This window comes from Candidatus Wallbacteria bacterium, from assembly GCA_028687545.1.
In the GTDB taxonomy this organism is placed as follows: domain Bacteria; phylum Muiribacteriota; class JAQTZZ01; order JAQTZZ01; family JAQTZZ01; genus JAQTZZ01.
The window spans coordinates 1-17830 of the sequence record JAQTZZ010000051.1; the positions used below are offsets into that span (position 1 = coordinate 1).

The 17830-nt window shown below is 46.1% G+C and carries 17 protein-coding genes; 11 read left to right on the plus strand and 6 right to left on the minus strand.

Going from position 1 to position 17830, the window contains the following annotated elements:
- On the minus strand, positions 1-199 hold a 199-nt coding region (locus PHW04_15595), incomplete at its 3' end, for a nitroreductase family protein (GenBank protein ID MDD2717312.1).
- A gap of 149 nt (positions 200-348) precedes the next feature.
- On the opposite strand from PHW04_15595, the gene PHW04_15600 reads away from it, so the two are divergent.
- Entirely contained in the window at positions 349-1179 is an 831-nt protein-coding gene (locus PHW04_15600; GenBank protein MDD2717313.1) for a hypothetical protein, read from the plus strand.
- An 81-nt stretch (positions 1180-1260) separates the two neighbouring features.
- Here the strand turns inward: PHW04_15600 and PHW04_15605 are convergent, their stop codons facing one another.
- Positions 1261-2397 (minus strand): agmatine deiminase family protein, encoded by a 1137-nt coding sequence (locus PHW04_15605; protein ID MDD2717314.1) that lies wholly within the window; start codon positions 2395-2397, stop codon positions 1261-1263.
- Between the two features lie 166 nt (positions 2398-2563).
- Here PHW04_15605 and PHW04_15610 point away from each other — a divergent pair, with 166 nt between their 5' ends.
- The 4 genes from PHW04_15610 (at position 2564) to PHW04_15625 (ending at position 6806) form a co-directional block, all read left to right on the plus strand.
- Entirely contained in the window at positions 2564-3799 is a 1236-nt protein-coding gene (locus PHW04_15610; protein MDD2717315.1) for a hypothetical protein, read from the plus strand.
- Positions 3800-4231: 432 nt separating this feature from the next.
- Complete coding sequence (locus PHW04_15615) at positions 4232-5515, plus strand: MFS transporter (GenBank protein ID MDD2717316.1); 1284 nt, start codon at positions 4232-4234, stop codon at positions 5513-5515.
- 145 nt (positions 5516-5660) lie between these two features.
- On the plus strand, positions 5661-5843 hold the full coding sequence (locus tag PHW04_15620) for a hypothetical protein (protein ID MDD2717317.1): 183 nt from the start codon (positions 5661-5663) through the stop codon (positions 5841-5843).
- Positions 5844-5897: 54 nt separating this feature from the next.
- Positions 5898-6806: an endo alpha-1,4 polygalactosaminidase gene (locus PHW04_15625; protein MDD2717318.1), complete on the plus strand. Its 909-nt coding sequence runs from the start codon at positions 5898-5900 to the stop codon at positions 6804-6806.
- Positions 6807-6961: 155 nt separating this feature from the next.
- Here PHW04_15625 and PHW04_15630 read toward each other — a convergent pair whose 3' ends face one another.
- The 4 genes from PHW04_15630 to PHW04_15645 form a co-directional block, all read right to left on the minus strand.
- Positions 6962-8461: an alkaline phosphatase family protein gene (locus PHW04_15630; protein ID MDD2717319.1), complete on the minus strand. Its 1500-nt coding sequence runs from the start codon at positions 8459-8461 to the stop codon at positions 6962-6964.
- A 363-nt stretch (positions 8462-8824) separates the two neighbouring features.
- Positions 8825-9496: a hypothetical protein gene (locus PHW04_15635; protein ID MDD2717320.1), complete on the minus strand. Its 672-nt coding sequence runs from the start codon at positions 9494-9496 to the stop codon at positions 8825-8827.
- A gap of 358 nt (positions 9497-9854) precedes the next feature.
- Positions 9855-10121, minus strand: a complete 267-nt coding sequence (locus PHW04_15640; protein MDD2717321.1) for a hypothetical protein — start codon at positions 10119-10121, stop codon at positions 9855-9857.
- A gap of 125 nt (positions 10122-10246) precedes the next feature.
- On the minus strand, positions 10247-11137 hold the full coding sequence (locus PHW04_15645; protein ID MDD2717322.1) for a C1 family peptidase: 891 nt from the start codon (positions 11135-11137) through the stop codon (positions 10247-10249).
- Positions 11138-11530: 393 nt separating this feature from the next.
- Between PHW04_15645 and PHW04_15650 the strand changes: the two genes are divergently transcribed.
- From PHW04_15650 to PHW04_15675, 6 genes are all read left to right on the plus strand, one after another.
- Complete coding sequence (locus PHW04_15650; GenBank protein ID MDD2717323.1) at positions 11531-13165, plus strand: S41 family peptidase; 1635 nt, start codon at positions 11531-11533, stop codon at positions 13163-13165.
- Between the two features lie 22 nt (positions 13166-13187).
- Complete coding sequence (locus PHW04_15655) at positions 13188-13394, plus strand: hypothetical protein (protein MDD2717324.1); 207 nt, start codon at positions 13188-13190, stop codon at positions 13392-13394.
- Positions 13395-13661: 267 nt separating this feature from the next.
- Entirely contained in the window at positions 13662-15017 is a 1356-nt protein-coding gene (locus PHW04_15660) for an alpha/beta hydrolase (GenBank protein MDD2717325.1), read from the plus strand.
- A gap of 48 nt (positions 15018-15065) precedes the next feature.
- Complete coding sequence (locus PHW04_15665) at positions 15066-15437, plus strand: DUF120 domain-containing protein (GenBank protein ID MDD2717326.1); 372 nt, start codon at positions 15066-15068, stop codon at positions 15435-15437.
- A gap of 195 nt (positions 15438-15632) precedes the next feature.
- Positions 15633-16487, plus strand: coding sequence for a hypothetical protein (locus PHW04_15670; GenBank protein MDD2717327.1), 855 nt, complete (start codon positions 15633-15635; stop codon positions 16485-16487).
- 67 nt (positions 16488-16554) lie between these two features.
- Positions 16555-17739, plus strand: a complete 1185-nt coding sequence (locus PHW04_15675; GenBank protein ID MDD2717328.1) for a crosslink repair DNA glycosylase YcaQ family protein — start codon at positions 16555-16557, stop codon at positions 17737-17739.
- Positions 17740-17830 lie beyond the last annotated feature (91 nt).

Here is a 17830-nt window from a genome sequence, read left to right on the forward strand (position 1 = left end):
GATGGGCTTCAGGAACCTTAGCCAGCAGTTTCTGATCCAGGATCACTACGAATTTCCAGGGTTCAGTGCCCATTGCTGAAGGCGCTGCCATGCCTGCGAGCAGGATCTCGTCGATTCTGGCCCTTTCCACCGGCTTTTTCAGATACTTGCGGATCGAACGGCGCTTGAGTATGTTTTCCATCAGGCCCTCCTTTTTCATAAAATTTTATCACAGCCCGGGGTTCTTCTCAAAAGAGATTGATAAATTCTCAATTGCCATGCGGAATAGGCTGAAATTTCCTGATTCAGTGCTTGACATACTTAATAATCCGGTTAAGATTAAATTAATATTTCTATCGGGGGGAATTCATGACCAGGTTTCTGGCATTGGTAGTGATCCTGATGCTGGCGTTGCAGGCATTCAGCCAAGACATTCCGCAGCTCAGGGCCAGGCAGAGCACAAAAGATATCATGCACTGGATGGATACTGTCCGCAGCAGCAACGATTACCGGGGCTGGCTGGATCAGTTCAACAAGTCGGTCAATGACTACATATATTATGCTGACCAGTCGCACGAAGACCAGGTCAGGCTGCTGCTTGGAGCAAAACCCTCCGGCGGAGGCGAATATTATTCAGTCTGGCTTGAACAGACTGCCATCAAACAACTCAATAATTTTTATTATTATGCTACTGAGACCTATCGCACAGCCTTAGGTCTGATCAAGCTCTCTGAACCTGACTGTATCCCTGTCGGTTATTATCAGCCCTGGCTGAACAGGCTGAATGAGTCCCTTAAGAACTACTGTTATTATGCCACAGACGTCTACAAGGAAGGCCTGGTCTTTTTGAAGGATGTGCGGCCTGCTTCCCGCGAAGGCGACTATCAGAGCTGGTTTACCCTCTATAATAAGTATCTCTCGGACTATAATTATTACGGTACTGAAGTTTACAAGTATTCCTGTGACCTGCTGCTGGAAGTCAAGCCTGTCGGAGGAGACAATAACGGCACAGTTACCATGGACTTTCTCAAGAACATAGACCAGACTTCAATTCAGGTGCTGAAATCCGAAGCCAATTCCCATGCCTTCATAGACCTGATTTCTTCCTTCAAGGAAGGTCTGGTGAATCAGGCTCTCAACGGAAACATCTGGGCGAAAGCCGAATACACCAGGCTGAAGGGTATTTTCGGGCAGAACTGATAAAGTTTAAGTTGGTCAGTAAAAAAAAGAACCCCGCTGGCTGCGGGGTTTTTTATTGATCTGGTTCGCTTGAATTGCTGGTCAGTTTAAGCCGGCAGGCACAGACATTTCGTTCAAAGCTTTCAGGATTGCTTTCTGGGAAGAGTACACTCCCATGGTGATGCAATGGACTGCGCCGTACAATTCAATGATTTTCCTGCAGTCGAATCCTTTTACAGTATAGCCGGGCATCAATTTCCGATAAGTTTCCAGGGCTTCCTGGTCGGTTTCCAATCCGTACACCGGTACCAGCACTTTTTTGTTAATGATCAGGGAATTGAGATAGCTGTTTGTGATAACCGATCCAGTCACCTGCGGGATTTCCTTGTATTTCGGCATGACTATCCGTTCCACTCTGTAGGGCTTGCCGGCAAGATCTTTTATCTTTTTCAGAGTCTGGAAATTCTCATCCAGCAGTTCCTTGTTCCCCTCGACCCCATCGCTCTTGTTTCTGTATTCCCCGAGCAGGAGCGTGTTGCTGTCAAGCAGTTTGCAGTACAGGTCCACATGCCCTGTGCCTTCTTTTCTCAGAGGTTTGAGAAAAATCACCTGTTCGGCACCGAAGTAATCGCGGTAAATCTCCCTGATTTTCTCTTCGCTCTGCCCGGCGGTTTCCTGTTGCATGTGAATGGAGCAGAAAGCCGTTCCCCTGCCGTCGAACATCATGTTTCCTCCAGCTTCTTCCATAGGGCAGGAGTGCTCAGTTGCCTGGAAATACCCGGCCAGTTTTTTCACGTCCTCTCCGTAATAATTCAAGAGAACAACTTTGTCTCTGCGTCCGTCCTCGTTCACGATCCAGAACGGTCCGAAATCCCTGACCCAGATAAGAAAAGACTGTGGAATCAGCTTGATGTTTTTCATGTTTACGCCGCTGGCCTTTAGTTTCTTTTCGATTTCAACTGTTTCCTTGAAGCAGACATAGACCAGAGTGTCCTCTGCAATAAACTTCACCATCTCCATCTGAAGATCTTCCTGCTCAATGTCCCAGCAGACGATCAGGCCTTCAGCTGTATCGAATTCACCGGTTGTATGGAAGTTTCCAGATGGAACCCTGTATGATTTGTCAATTCTGATTGATCCGTTCAACCCGGCCTGTTTTAAAAAATCAAGATGGCTGATTGTTCCTGAAAAAGAACTGACTGTGAAGAGAATTAATGACAACAGTAAAATTTTACTCAATTGATCTTCCCATCCTGCATACTTGATACAGCTTTCAATTTAAATTATACCATCAAAAAGGTCAGCATTCAAGCTATCAAAAATTTTCGTGCAGTTTCAACAAACTTCAGTATAATTTTATACATGCATAGCTGTCTTTAACCAACAATTTCCTGGAGGAATAGAAATGAAAAATATTATTATGGCCGCATTCCTGTCTACCGTTTCCATGCTTTATGCAGCCGATCTTGCCAGGAATTATGAAAAAGCCTTGCTCTGGCTGGACGATTTCAGGGGAAAACCTGAGGAACTGGCACTGATTGAGGAGTTCAAGCCTGATATGCTGCTGCGCTCCTGGTACCGCTGGGGTCAGCCTGACAAGGATAAACTGTATGAAAAACGCACTCAGGAAGTCAGGGCTTTACGCAAGAATGGAATGGCGCTCGGAGGCGGTGGTTCTCTTTCGATCGTGAATGAGCAGGATCTGAAATCACCTGATTTTGACATGACCTGGCTCTCCACTGGCCTGGACGGCAAAGTGATCGCGAAAGACGGCCAGTCCTATGGCTCTCTCTCTGCGCCGGGTTTCAGGGAATATCTGATCAGGAAAGCCATGGAGCAGGCACGGCTCGGGGCAGTGGAGCTGCATTTCGGAGAGACGAACGGCAGGATCGATTATGACGACTGGACTCTGGGCTTGAAGGGGGACAATGGCTTCATTCAGTGGCTGAGAAAAAAATACGCAGACAAGACATCTAACTGGTGGAAGGAATATCTCGGAGACTTCGGAGACAAAGTATTCCGCAACAGCCGGATTGTACGCAGCGATTTTCTGAAAATGAGCAAGGCTTACTCCGAGACATTCAAGAGCGAATGGGGAAAATCCGGGTCCTGGAAAGGCTTGAATGCTGCCGGAAAACCAGCCTTCCTCGCCTATATTTACCGCGAAAACCTGGACAGTTTCATCGGCAGCCTGAGAAAGCAGCTGCTGGACAGGGCCAGAACCGAAGTTTCCATCGATATCTGGGGCTTTGCGGACTGGATTCTGGAACTGAAAAACAAGCCTGATGCTTACATCGAATGCATTCCAAACAAGGACTGGGGTCTGGACTGGTTCAAAAAAGGATTTCCGACCGGCGATGACGACAAGCAGCTGCGCAAGATAATGACTGAACTGATCAAGTCTGTTTACGGCACCCCTGTTGTTTTCACGATCGATCATCCGCATCCTTTCGAGGAATACAGGAAACTGCCTGATCAGAAACGGGCGGACCTGACCCGCTATTTTGCGAATCTCACCTGGTCCCTGAACGCGAAATTCCTGTTCCGGAGTTACTCGCAGGAACAGAAAGACCTGGGCCCGCTCACCCGTCAGGCGATCAGGGAACTTTGCGACAAGGCGAAAAAAAGCCAGATACAGTGATTTTTTTCTTGCGATTTTCTCAGATACATGTTTTAATTGAATCAGAACAAATCTTCGTGGAGGGCGGTATGAACAATAAACAACGCATAGAATGCCGCTATTTCCCTATGAGGATTGTTCTTCATTATTTACATCGCTGACCTAATTACAAACAAAAATCTCTAAGCACAATCCTCGGACAGGGGAATTTGCGTTTCGGACTGATTCATTCAGCTGATTCGCTTTGCACCTGTTCCGATTTAAATAAGAAAATTACGGTTCTGAACCGAAAGGAGGAAAGTATGAACATGTTATCCCGTGAGTGCAGCAGAATCTCGATTAAAGGAGAGAGAAAGATGGTTAGAAAAAATGCAACCGGATCTGATTACTGGATCAAAGACGATTAGAAAAAGCGGAGAGCTCGTCAGGTAGAGCCTCCGCAAAGGAGGAAAAATGTTTTCAATGTTACGCAACTATAAGAGGAATTACGAACCATTACTGAAAAACAAGCCGCTGATGACCCTGATCGCAGCCGGATTCATTTCCAGGCTGGGCAGCAGGGCGACCTATTTCGCGATGCTGAAGAAGGTCTACGACATCTCAGGCGGAAAGATCACTGATCTCGGCTTCCTGACTGTCTGCGAGGCATTACCGTTTCTGATCTTCGGCACAATCGCAGGCATCCTGATCGACAGGTGTTCCAGGAAGCGGGTCATGATCGCATCCGACCTGGCCGGCAGCCTGCTGGTGGTCTCTGCGGCCCTGATCAACAGCTTGAGCGGAGTTTACCTGATGAGTTTTCTCAGCTCGCTAGTATATGTATTCAGGCAGCCTGCCCAGATGTCCTTTGAACCGAATCTGGTGACAAAGGAAGAGATCCCGCTGATGAGCTCCCTTTCCACAGCGGTCTCCAGCCTGACCATGATTCTGGGCTCAGCGATGGGTGCTGCTGTGGTGGGACTGATCGGAGCCAATAAGGCTTTCCTGATCGACGGCACGACCCTGCTTGTTTCAGCGCTGCTTCTGACTTTCATCAGAGTGGAAGAAAAGCATGCCGGCAAGACGGATGAAGCCGGGAAGCCGCAGGAGTTCCTGGAAGGGATCAGGATCATGTGGGGCAGCCTGAGCCTGCGGATGATGTCCATGATCGACCTGTTCGTGACCTTTGCCATGGCCATGCAGGGAATGCTGATTTATTTCCACCTGAAGACAGGGCTCGGTTTCGGCGACCGCGCAGAACTGGCCTGGGGCTCGCTGATCTCCGCGTCAGGCGCGGGCGTGATTTTCGGCAGCCTGTTCATGGGCATGTATCTGAAGACCTGCAGGAACTGGTTTACTGTCTACCTGAACATCCTGATGCTGGATGCAGTGGTGTTCTTGCTCTTCCTGTTCAGCCCCTGGTTCCCGCTCTCCATGGTGCTGTTCGCATTTCTGGGGGCAATCGGCGGTGCGCATGTGGTGACAATGAACACCACGGTCCAGAAGACAGTTACAGACGAAAAGAGGGGCAAGGTGTTCGCAGCCTTTTCCACTCTTGGCAGCCCTGTGGCGATCGTGTCAGTGTCCCTGGGCGCTCTTCTGGCAGGCATATTCAGCGCTTATTCAGTGCTGATGTTCACAGCCGTGCTTGAAGCTGCGATCTCGATCGGGCTCAGGTTCACTAAAACATACAGGGTGCTGGCTCAGGAAGCAGGAGAAGCTGAAGCAGTACCCGAAATGGAGGAAGCAGCCGCGTGATAAGCGCGAGCAGCAAAACGTAATGATTCACCGCCCGGGATCCTGGGCGGTTTTTTAATACGCAAGTTGAATTTATAGCATTGAAGAGGCGATGTTTGTAACGTAACATAGGAAGTACAGGTGAAGTGTTAACTGGAGGACAGGTATGACGAAAACAAGAGCCAGGCTGTATGCTCTTTTACTCTTTGGATTGATTGCTGCGGATTTATCCGCATCCGACGAGTCCGGCTGTTACACAAAAAAACTGCTCCCGCCTTCTACAGGAATCTATAAAGAAAATAGTATCTCGACTTTGGCAAATCTCTCGATCTGTAATCATTGCAATTGATTTCCATAATAAAGTGATGTAATTTAACAATGAAATCATCCCAGGAGGGTCTTCATGAGAAAAATGATGCTCATGCTTTTTTTGGTAATCTGCCTGATCATTCCTGCTGCTGCAACAGTGGAGACTTTCGACAAAAAAACCGCTTTTTCCGCTGCCAATGATTTTCTGATCCAGTATGAGAACCCGAACCTGGCCAAAATCGGGGCCAGCGCTTTTGACGTAGTGGTAATGGATTATTCCAGCGACGGCTATACTGACGGGGAATACACCCGCAGCCAGATCGAGCAGTTGAAGAACAGTCCTGGCGGTAAGAAAATATTGATCTCTTACCTGTGCATCGGGGAAGCAGAGAATTACAGGTATTATTGGAAACCTGAATGGAAGGACAACCCACCGTCTTGGATGGGAACCACCGACCCAGATTGGCCGGACAATTGCAAGGTTAAATTCTGGGACGAAAACTGGAAAAAGATCATTTTCGGGGCAAACAGCTATCTGGACAAAATCCTGGCAGCTGGCTTCGACGGCATATACCTGGATTTCATTTATGCTTATGAAGACTGGACATCTCAGTTCCCGGACTCGGATAAGCGGATGATCACTCTTGTAACAGAGATCGCTGCATACGCAAGATCCAAGTCCCCCGATTTTCTGATCATCACCTCCAATGGTTTAGATCTATGCAGCGACAAGAATTATCTGCAGGTGCTCAGTGGAATCTGCGTAGAGGACACATGGTACGACGGCGACGTGTCGCTGAGCCCAAAAATTACCGGGGAAATGCTGCCCAGCCTTGACGCAATCGCCAAAGCCGGAAAAAAGGTCTTTTGCGTTGACTTCGTCACCAAGAAAGATCTGATCAAGGATTTTTATACCAAAGCACGTGCCAGGGGATTTGTGCCTTACGCCACCAGTCGTGATATGAAGAATCTGACGATCAATGCAGGCTTTGAGCCGGATTAGGAATCAATTTTCCAGGACTACACCACTAGTTTCTCAGCAGTGTCGGAGAAATACGGCCTGGTTGCTGCACAAGTAAAAAGGAGCTGTCCTACTTTTTGGACACACCCTTTTGTTGTGCGCCAGGCAGGGTGCGCTTGCTTGGGAGGGAAGGCCACTTAGCGAAAATCGGGAAATTGTGCTGTAAATTGGTTTAAATATTTTTGAAATCTTTGTTGCAAGTCAAGAGGGTTCAGATTTCCTTGGCTTCTCAGGAGTTTCCCTCGTGAATTTTCAATGAACTGGCAATCCCCATTGGGCCGGATTTCACCATATACCCATTGTCCGGAATGTCCTACAGTCAGAATCGGTTCGTCAGTTTGCTCCTCTGAATCGGGCGATTCAAGTTCCCGGATCAGACGGGCAAAACAAAGTTGCGAAAGAAACCGATCATCTCTTCCAGGTTTGACCATGCCGCCCCAGAATATTAAAGGGATCCTGTAATTTTCAGGATCAGCCGGATTCCGACGTGAGCCGTGATCAGCTATGAGAATCAGAAGAGTTTTTTCCAGTAAACCTTGTTTCTGAAGACTGTCCAGCAATTCCTCGACATATCGATCATAGTACTTCAGTTGGGTGATCCCGGTTTTATCCTGCCAGGCCTGGGAATGACCAAATACACATTCCTGAAGAATGAACGTATTCCGGTTATTTTTCATGTAGTCAATTATGGCTGGAAGTGCTGAGCGATCTTCCAAAGCTGCCTCGATCGGCGGAGAATCGATGCTGATCATGGAGGATGAAGGATTGATTTCACGCCTCGTGATGATCTGATCCCATTCCCCGCGAACCGGTATGAATGGCTGATTTTGAGCAGTACAGACGAACATGGTCTTTTTCCCGCTCCGGCGAAATGCTGCTGCCAGATTATCAGCCTTTTGAATTCCTGCATAACGCTCCGGATCAGAATATGCTGGATACGGAACGGAAATTCCAGTCAGCATGGACAGAAGACTGGTAAAACTATCGAGATTAGTAGTGAAATAACGGGAAAAATAGCGAAAATAGTCTTGGTGTTTTCCCAGAAAAGATTGGGAGTTCTGCAGAATCTCTTTTTCGAAACGCGAACTTTCGACAGTTTCCATGACCAGGATAAGGACATGAGAAGATGCATCAGAACCTGGAAAGTCCTTGAAAATCCGGGAAAGGTAATTATTTTCTATTGTGGCTGAGCTTGCATTTCGGGGCTGCTGCAGCGGCGGGACTACCCGCTTTCCTCCTCCAAGCACTTCCATCAGAATCTCCTGAACCCCGAAAACAAAAGGATTGGGTGAGGGACTCATGAGAGTAAGAACCACTGCAAAGACAAAGAGATAAGACAATACCGAGGGAATCTTAATGGGGATGGAAAAAGGAACTTTTTGAAGCAGAAGAATACTTAGAAATACAAAAAGTGGAGGAGTGAGAAGTTCGTTCCAGGTAAAAAACTCACGGATAAAAGTTTTAGAAGCACCTGTATCCACCAAAAAGATGTTGACTGGAAATTGGAGAAAATCGGGGATAAAATGTGGATAAAGAATCAGCAGGCAGATCAGAGGAATCCAGAAAGCGATGGTGATTCTCTCAATCAATTTTTGATCCAGGCGGTCTTTCATTATCCGCTGAAAAATTCGAGTCATGGCGTAAAAGGATAAAAGAAGTATACAGTCATGAAGCCAGGATATAAGATGAGGCATGATCCAATTCGGGTTGCCGCTGGTATAAAGCCACCAGGCATGGATTGCCAGCTGCAAAACAACAACCAGGAACATCAAATTCCACCAGAAGGAACTGAAAAAGATGAGTGTCTCTTGTTTTCGAGAACCGCTCATCTCTGACTTCTCTGGAATAATTCTCTCATATTTACAGTATATTCTTTTTCGTCTTAAGCATCTCTTATGGAAATGTAAATGTTTGTAAAGAAAAAGTCTTCCTTATTAATGGAGGAAGACTTTTTTGAATAATTCTGAGATTGTTTCTAGGCTTTAAAAGAGACCTCAGCTTTACTCCATCGTCAGAGGCAGCGGAGTCAGGCTGGATTGCTCTTTGACCACATCATACACGTTGACCCAGTATTTTTCACCGGTTTCGCAAACGATCTGCACTGCTTCCCCTTGAGAGGAGACGATCCAGCACTTTAGCCCGTTCGGAAGCTTGGCTATGGCAACCTCCTGCTTTTCTACGGATGCTGAGGCGGCATCGAGATATGCAGAAGCTCCTCCTGCATCAGATATTGAGCAGTAATGCAAGTCTGCGGTTTTTCTACCAGTCTCCTGTTCGTTTTTGACCTGGACTACCTGTTTGGAATATATGTAACCTCTCGCGCCGTCCCCATTTACGAAATACCATTCAGCAGGATGGCTCTGATCCTGGGACTGGGTGATGTCTGAAATCATGACCATGATCAAAGTGCCCTTTTTAAGCGTCACCACTCTGGCAAACTGAGTACCTGGTCCGGATCTCAGAATAGAGTCACTGATTGTCTTGACAGTCATGTAATCGCTTACCGGGTCATAGATATCACGGGTTTGGGAAGAACATTCCGTGGGAAGGAGTTTTTCCTCCACCGCGCCAGCACTCGATGCATCTGACGCATGAGCAGTTCCGCACAGCAGCTTGATCAACACAGCCAGCAGGATTCCCCTTGTGATTGTTCCAGTTCTGTTTCTTTTCATTTTGCACCTCCACTTATGACTTTGTGTTTTCTTAACGCTAATTATAGGTGTATCGAACCACAACAGAAGTATTAAGTTGCAGCAAATGTGCAGCAGAATCAGAACGGTTTTTCAGCTTCTTTTCATTATCAATAGTAATTTAGAGCCTCTACATAGCTGAGTGGGCAGATTTCATTGCCCGGGCTTGACTTAATTACCAAAACGGAAAATACTCCTAGGGAACTGATCAAGAACGACTGCTTCGTGACAAAGCCGGAATTCTGATATGATCAGCGCATGATTGAATGCCCGAAATGCCGATTTTCCTGCTCTCCTGATACAAAACTCTGTATCGAGGAGATTGATTGGCTGTTCCGGTTCAAGAATATTTTCTTTTCGTAGTCTCCTTGAGTTCATCCGGAACTATTCCTGCCTTTTCCAGGATACTTTTTTTCTGCCCTTCCCTCATGTAATCATCGATTTCCGCGAGGAGCTTTTTGAATGATTCTGCCGGATGAATGAATTTTTTCGAAAGTATAGCCTTATTCGGGCCTTCCCGAAGGGTAATGACTTCATATCCCCCAATGCAGGTCACTTTCAATGTTGCTTTGGCAAGGTTTATGGAGATCGGTTCGTTTTTATTCATGATGCCGAAGGTTGAAGCGGTGTATGCGAATAAGACGCCGTTCCTGATAGCGATTACAAGTTCAGGGTATAAGATCGAATATATGAAATTCCTCCACCTGTAAGTCTGATACTCTGGATTCTCCTTTAATTCAGAAGTAGATCTTTGTAAACCATGGCATAATTAACCGCACCGATACACGCAGCACCATAAGCAATCCGAAAATACCCATTCTCGCCCAATCCTGTTCCCCAGGAATTTTTGATGATCCAATAGCCCTGATTATCGTTCCAGCCGACGATCAGGACATCGTGATTAATGGTGTTCGATTTCAGATTGAAAATCCCTCCGGTGTAATTTTGAAGCAGTAAATTTCCGTCAATCATTGTCATCAATGCTCCGAAATGATAAACACAATATTTCATGGCTTCCCGGTCTTCCCCAAAAAAATCCCCTCCATCAATGATTTTGTAAGCCCTGGGATGGGAAAGCTGGATTATTCCGTCATGCGCCTGATAAGGTTCATTTTTCGCGTAAGTAGCACCAAGCAGCTTGAAATAATCACCTGCTCTTGAAAGGATTGCCCCGTTTCCCCCGCCATGAGAGGTGTTCCAGTTGATAAGATCCTGCTCTGAAAGATTTTCTTCGATACCGTCTTCAATTTTGATCATGTGTTCCAGGGCGGCGATTCCTGAAAACGCCCAGCAGGATTGAAAACTCCCCTGGTTTTTTACCGGAGTCACCCCGTTGAAATCACGCCAGTCAAATTCGGCAGGCAGATCCGGATCACGCAATTTTGTCTGATCGATTAAATCGATTTTATCAAAAGAAAAGTTGTTATGATTAACTTCCAGAGTTGAAATCGGACATTGATAGGGTGCTAAATGAGTCAAAAGTCCGGAATTTTCGTTCGAAACGGCGCTGCCAGATCCGGTCATTCGATTGATGAGGCTTAACGGAGCATTCCAGGCAAAGGCATGAAAATTGATCAGAAACATGAAAAACAGGAACAATGTCTTAACAGCCGTAAAATTCATTTTTCCTCCAAAAACTGCTTATCTTCATTTTATTTATATCCAAATTTCCGGGACTTTCCAGTTACAATCGGCTGCAAATCATTCTTTGAAAAATATGAGCCGGATCTTTTCTTACATCAACCAAATGCAACAGCCGCATGCCTGGCGGCCTTGGGCCTAAGGTCATAAAGTAAAGCACCGTATCGGACCATTACAGAAAATGAAGAAAAGGCCCTTATCAAGGGCTTTTTTCAGCATTGAATTTTTTGCGCGGCACCGGTTAAGCTCAATTATATTTTCCTACCTGCAAACTTCCCAAGACTCTGCAGCATTTTGTAACTGGAATCACCTGCTTGCTTAGTGAATAATTACCTCAAGAAAACAGAACCCATGAGCAAAAAATCGGAGGTCAGAGTGATCAAATCTTTGTTTTTATTGTTGGCGATCCTGTCGCTAAGCTTATCGGTTAATGCGGCAGAAGGCGATCACTGGATCATGATCAGCAGCAAAGTCGATATTCCGGATTCCATTTTGAAAGTCGGCGACCTGCTGCTCAATGTCAATGGCACTTGCGTCACAGGATACAAGGATCCGCAGGAGCTGAATACAGTCATGAACAGCGCCTTCAAGCCCCAGGGGCAGACTGAAACTTACAATGTCCTGTCTTACGGCGAAACTCGGGAAGTGAACCTGACTTTTACAGGTAAAATGAACTTCAATTGCAGCTTTATCAGAGAGTCAAATTCAGTACTAACGGAGAAGGCCAGGCAGGACTTTTCCGCACTACTGGAAGTGATGGACCGGGCTTATGTGAAATCAGACCGCCAGGATTATGCGGCAGCGCGTGATTATCTGAAAACGATAGCTCAAGGTGATTTGTCCCGCAGCGAAACAATGGATATCGGATTGTTTTTAAAACATTTTTCACGCTTTCTCTCCCTGCTCAATGACGGACACGCCGGATTCCTGCCATCGGATGTGGCGGACGCCATGGCAGCAAGGTTTCTCCTGCAAAACAACGATTTCAGATTCCTGCCTTTGCACGTGGAGATCACTGAAACAGGCGTTTACACGAAAAAAACCGATCTGTTCGACAGAAAAGTCCGCATCATCGGGATCAATGGCGAAAAAATCGAGGACCTCATCGAAGAGATGCTCCAGTTCGCAAACGGCGATACGAATCAAAACAAGCTTGACGATGTCTCAGAGAACTTTTTCCTGTTCTATTATCTTGTCAAAGGCAGCGTCAACAGCTTTCAACTGACTGTCAGGGATCTTTCCAGGGAAAACGAATTGACCCTGACTGGTGTACCTTACCAGGATCTCCTGAGATTTTCGCCGGCCCCCTGGTATTACGGGGATCCTTTTGGCTTTTCAATCAAAAATGACGTGGCAGTGATGACTCTTAAGTCTTTTGGCGGGAAAAAATATTTTTACGAATTTGTGGATAAATGCTTTCAGGAAATCAAAGACAAGAATCTCAACCGGCTGATCATCGACCTGCGGCAAAATGGCGGAGGCGGCACAGGTTATCTCAAACATCTTCTGAGTCGGCTCACGGACCGGAAGATGCAGTTCTGGGATGGAGTCCTAGTCAAATGTTCACAGGAAGCCAAAGATTACGGCTACGAATTCGACGCCGACCTTGCTCTGGGAGAATCGCGGCAATATACCTACGAAGCATTTTCCCCGACTGCTGAGCGGATGTTTTCCGGTGAAGTGGAGTTGCTGGTAGGCAGAAAGACCTTTTCCACGGCTTTTGATTGTGCTGTCTGCTTTTCTGCAATGAAGCTCGGCACGCTCATCGGTTCCAACACGGGTGGGAATAATTATTCCACTGAACAAGGCTTCCGCGTTTCAATTCCATCCGCAGGAGTCGAATTTTCCGTACCGTTCAAGATCTGGATCAATGTAAATACTCCGGCATACGACAGCGATTTGTCGCTTAAACCTGTCACTTGCATTTATCAGTCGGAAAGTGATTACTTCAATGACATCGATACGGTTCTGGAATATGCTGTGAAAAGTTTGGGAAATGCAGGATCGTGAAAATAATGAGTATGGAGAGCAGATGAAATCATCCATTACATTTGACGGAAAGGCTGTTCTCGATCTTGTTCGCTGGGCGCGTTTGAAATCGACGAAGCCGGCCAAAGCCTGGAAATCCAGCCGTCAATTCGTATTGACCAGGGAGTGGGCGAAGCACAGCTTTAATCAACCAGATCCTTACTTGCAGATTGAGCAGTGCTCCAGCCATTCTTATTTACTTTTGCAATAACAGCGCGAGTTTTTCCAGAACCTCTGCTGTGACAGCTCCGGGAAGTTTGCAGATGAATTCAGCCTTGCGCACTCGCCAGTCCAAACAGCGAACCTGATCAGAAAGTATCGTTCCCCTTATTTTCTTGCGATTCTCAAGCAACAGCACAGGGATGGGAACACGCAGCCGATTGTAACTTGAAAAGAAATCGAGATCAGGGATAATTGGGTAAAGCGAAACAAAACCCGGAGAAAATGTGATGAGAAAAAAAGTGTTGGAGGAAGTTAAATGAAAAATTTGGTTTTGTTTGTTTTTTTTCTGTTTTTTTCGTTTTACTTGCATGCTGAAGAGAAAAGTTTTTCCCGTCTTATAACCTTGCCGCTTGATTATCAGAGTCCTGAAAGCGGAAACTTTTCGATGTATTATGAAATAAATTCGGATTATGACCCCAAAAAGCCGGTGGTCCTGGACTTTTTTGATTTGCAACAGCCGGTGCATTATTCGGCGGATGAGCTGAAAGAGTTGTCCAATCTTGATTTTAATTTCATAAGATTTTATTGCCGCGGCTTTGGCAAGTCCTATATTCCGCAATTGCTGATTTCCGGAAATGTTCAATGGCAGAAAGCTTGGAAGGTCCTGGACTCTGAAAACATAATCAGGGATGCTGAGGCTGTAAGGCAGGATTATTATGAACATTTCAAGCCGCTTAACCAGCAGTTTTTTGTTATGGGAGAATCCGGCGGCGCGATGCTGGCTCTACAATATCTGGCTGAATATCCTGATAAAGCAGACAGGGCTTTTCTTTCCGGTTGTACTTACAGTAATAAAGACCGCAATTTGAATGAATTCAACTTCATACAATGGCTGACTGATTTAGACCCGAAACTGCCTGAACTGGTTGAAAATATCCTGAATCAACCTGAAAAATACGGGGTAGAAAAAGAGAAATTTGCCTACCTCCTTCAAAGGATGGGTTATGACAGATATTGGGATAAATGTTACGAGACCAGGTGCCAGATGTTGATTAACAGCCTGATTTCCGGAGATATGGAGCTTTATCAACGCTTTATCGAAAAGCACAAGTATGATTTTGTGGTGTATGACCTGAATCCGGAAAATAAAAAACTGATCGAATATGCCAGGGAATTGAGCCCGGAATTAAGTTCCATGGATTCCAGTGAGGTTTTTGAGGTGATGGTTTCCGAACATCTGGGTGTAAATGTCAGAATAGCTGAGTTTTACTTCAATGAAGGAATGACAAACCTTAGTTATGGCCTTGAATTGGCAAGTGGTAGGGTTGCTTCTCCGGCACTATATGAAATATGGAAAAAAGGAGAGCTTCCGGTCAGAAATATCGATTGCTTAAAAAAACTGGCAGAAAAAGAGCTTAAAACCTCAATTTTCATAGTGGATGGTTATTATGATCATGTAATCCCGCATCAGTCAGTCGAGAAAATCGGCCAATCCCTGAAAAACGCCCAGATAGCCCTGTTGAATGATAATCATACCCTTAATGCTCATACAGCCTTTCTTGAAAATTTAACTCACTGGTTTATGGAAAAACCGGAAAAACCCACAGAAAAGGAATTGCTGGATTTTTTTTCAGTATTGAAACCCGGGGATTTGATTTATCATAAGTTTTAAATCTTACTCATAAGATCGAACAGCATAAACCGATAAACTGGAGGCGGAATGACTGTAAACGGCAAGGTGGCCAAAGGCTTGAGAAAAGCAGGAAATAAGCTTGCCTGCAAAACAGATGAAATTGCGAATAAACTTGGCTTTATCCCATTTCCGGGAACTCTCAATCTTAAACTGGACGATATTTTGATTCTTGATGATGAACTGCTTGCTTTTTTTGATCTTGACGGACTTGTCAAAAGACCCCTGAAATTCAGGTTGTATAAAGCAATGCTGAAAGGAATTCCGGTGCTGGTCACCAGAAGCTTCAGTATTATAGCAGATCCGGATGATCTGCTGGAAATAATTGCGGATCGTAATCTTCGCGAATCCCTCGATCTGAAAGACGATGATTCAGTCAGCCTGGAATTCCTGGAGAAGTAATTACATTGATTTTTCGGCCTATGGCTGGAAACAGCGAGCATCGCAGCAAAATGTAACTTCATTCTCAGAAAATTCCACGCATATTTTTGAAGTTTACTCTTGCAGGAATTTGTAACTTGAAAAAGAGTTCATGAATTCCCATAATTGCATCAGGAAAAAGATGCCGAAGGGCACGAAAGAGTATAAGGGGGGAATATGAAGATCAGCAAAATCATGGTACTGGCAGTGATGTTCACGGCACAGAGTTTGATGGCAGGTGAGTATTACGGGTATGTCAAAGTCGATGTCCGCCAGGATGGAGCAAATGACGTCATCCTGACTTCTGTCACAAAAACTGCCACAATGCAAAAGGATTACAACAGCGCTTATCTGGATGCAGCGGCAGCATACGTGACGGCATTCGACGATGCCAGGGACGCCCTGGTCAGGAAAATGAATCTTAATTACAACAACGGAAGCACGCTTACCCTCATCACCTCGTATGTGGACGAACTGATCCTGAATTCTTCGCAGGACATTCCTCCAAAAACAGCAAAAATGACTCTGGACGGATATGACACCGCCTATATTCTGGATTACACATACACGGCAAAATTAAATACGCAGATTTCCGGCAGGGGCAAGTCAGAATGCAGTGACAACACCTCCATAGGCCGCAATACCCAGGACGAGCTATTCGCAACATGGGATAATTACATCAGGGACGTGAAGGCGAACGACACGGAAATCGAGAGGACAATCGATCAGGCCGAGGCCACGCCGGCACAGCTTCCCATGCTCAAGACAAAGTGCAGGACACTGCTTCAGCGGAATTCGGCCAGCTCCAGCTTCATTCTGAAGGCTGTCCAGCAGATCCTTCAGTCCAAAGGGAATGAACGGCTCAACCTTGCACAGGCTTTTCAGGATATCTGCGCTGCAGTAACTCAATACAACATGGCCTGCGAATCGCTCGAGCAGGATGTCTCCGGTGAAAGTCTTGGACAGGTCAAGGCATCCTTTGAAGCCGCGAAAGCCTCTTTCGCAGATTTCGTGCAGCAGATCAGCGGCTGACTCTCCGGTATTTACCGGACCTGAAAATTCGAGTAACCTGTTAGGAAAACTGAAGTCTGGATTTGTTATGCAGAAATTCACTCTGGAACAGGCCCGCAGTATAGCTCTTCAAGCGCAATTTCTCTCCGGAGAAAAGCTTTCTGCGGGTAAAAAAGGCATGCTGGAAACCCTTGACCGCATAGGTTATGTCCAGATCGACACTATCTCAGTGATCAGCAGGGCCCATCACCTGACTTTCTGGTCCAGGGTGCCTCGTTACAATGAGGAGCTGCTGGACGACCTGACCAGGAAAGAAAAGAAGATCTTCGAATACTGGGGACACGCCGCATCATACCTCCCGATCAGCGACTTCAGATTTTATCTGCCTATGATGAAGAGCTACGCGACACGCAGCGCCTGGGCCAGGGAATGGGTGCGGAAATACGGGCATCTGCTGGAACCTGTGCTGCAGAGGGTCAGGGAGGAAGGGCCGCTCAGTTCCAAGGATTTTGACTCAGACCGTAAACGTGGCACCTGGTGGGACTGGAAACCCGCCAAAGTCGCTCTGGAAGTGCTCTACTGGCAGGGCAGGCTCGTGGTGGCTGGAAGAACCGGATTCCAGAAGATCTACGATCTGCCTGAGCGGTTTCTGCCCAGGGATCTGGAACTGAGCCCCCCGACCGAAAAAGAGATGGGAGAATTCTTCATCAGGAGAGCTCTCCAGGCATATGGCATAGCTACTGAATCTGAAATCATCAATCACATCCATGCTGCAGGAAAAGCGCTGCTCAGAAAATCCCTGACAAAAATGGTTTCAGGGAAAAAAGTATTGAAAGTGAAGGTTTCCGGTCTGGATAAAATTGAATACTTCATGCTGCCTTCCACAGAAAAATGTTCCAAAGAGAATTCAGCAGATAACCTGTATCTTCTAAATCCTTTCGATAATTTCGTGATCCAGAGGGACAGGCTCAGAAAGCTCTTTGATTTCGACTATACCATCGAATGCTATGTTCCGCCCCCTAAACGGAAATTCGGCTATTACTGCCTGCCGATTCTCTGGAAAAACAGGCTGGTGGGCAGGCTTGACCCTAAGGCTGACAGAGCGAAGAAACAGTTCGTTGTAAAGAATCTGGTTTTTGAACCATGGTTTAGCGAGTTCAGGGAAATCAGCAGGCCGCTGGACTCTGAATTACGGAAACTGGCGAAATTCTGCTCATGTACTGAGCTTGAATTTGGCAAATTTTCCATATTAATCTTTAACAAAGCCATTTGAACTTGGCAAATTATGGTGGTGTGCAGCCAGATGTTTTACATAGGCTATGATTTGTGGCGGGTCCTGTCCTGGGATAACTTTTTTTCTCCTT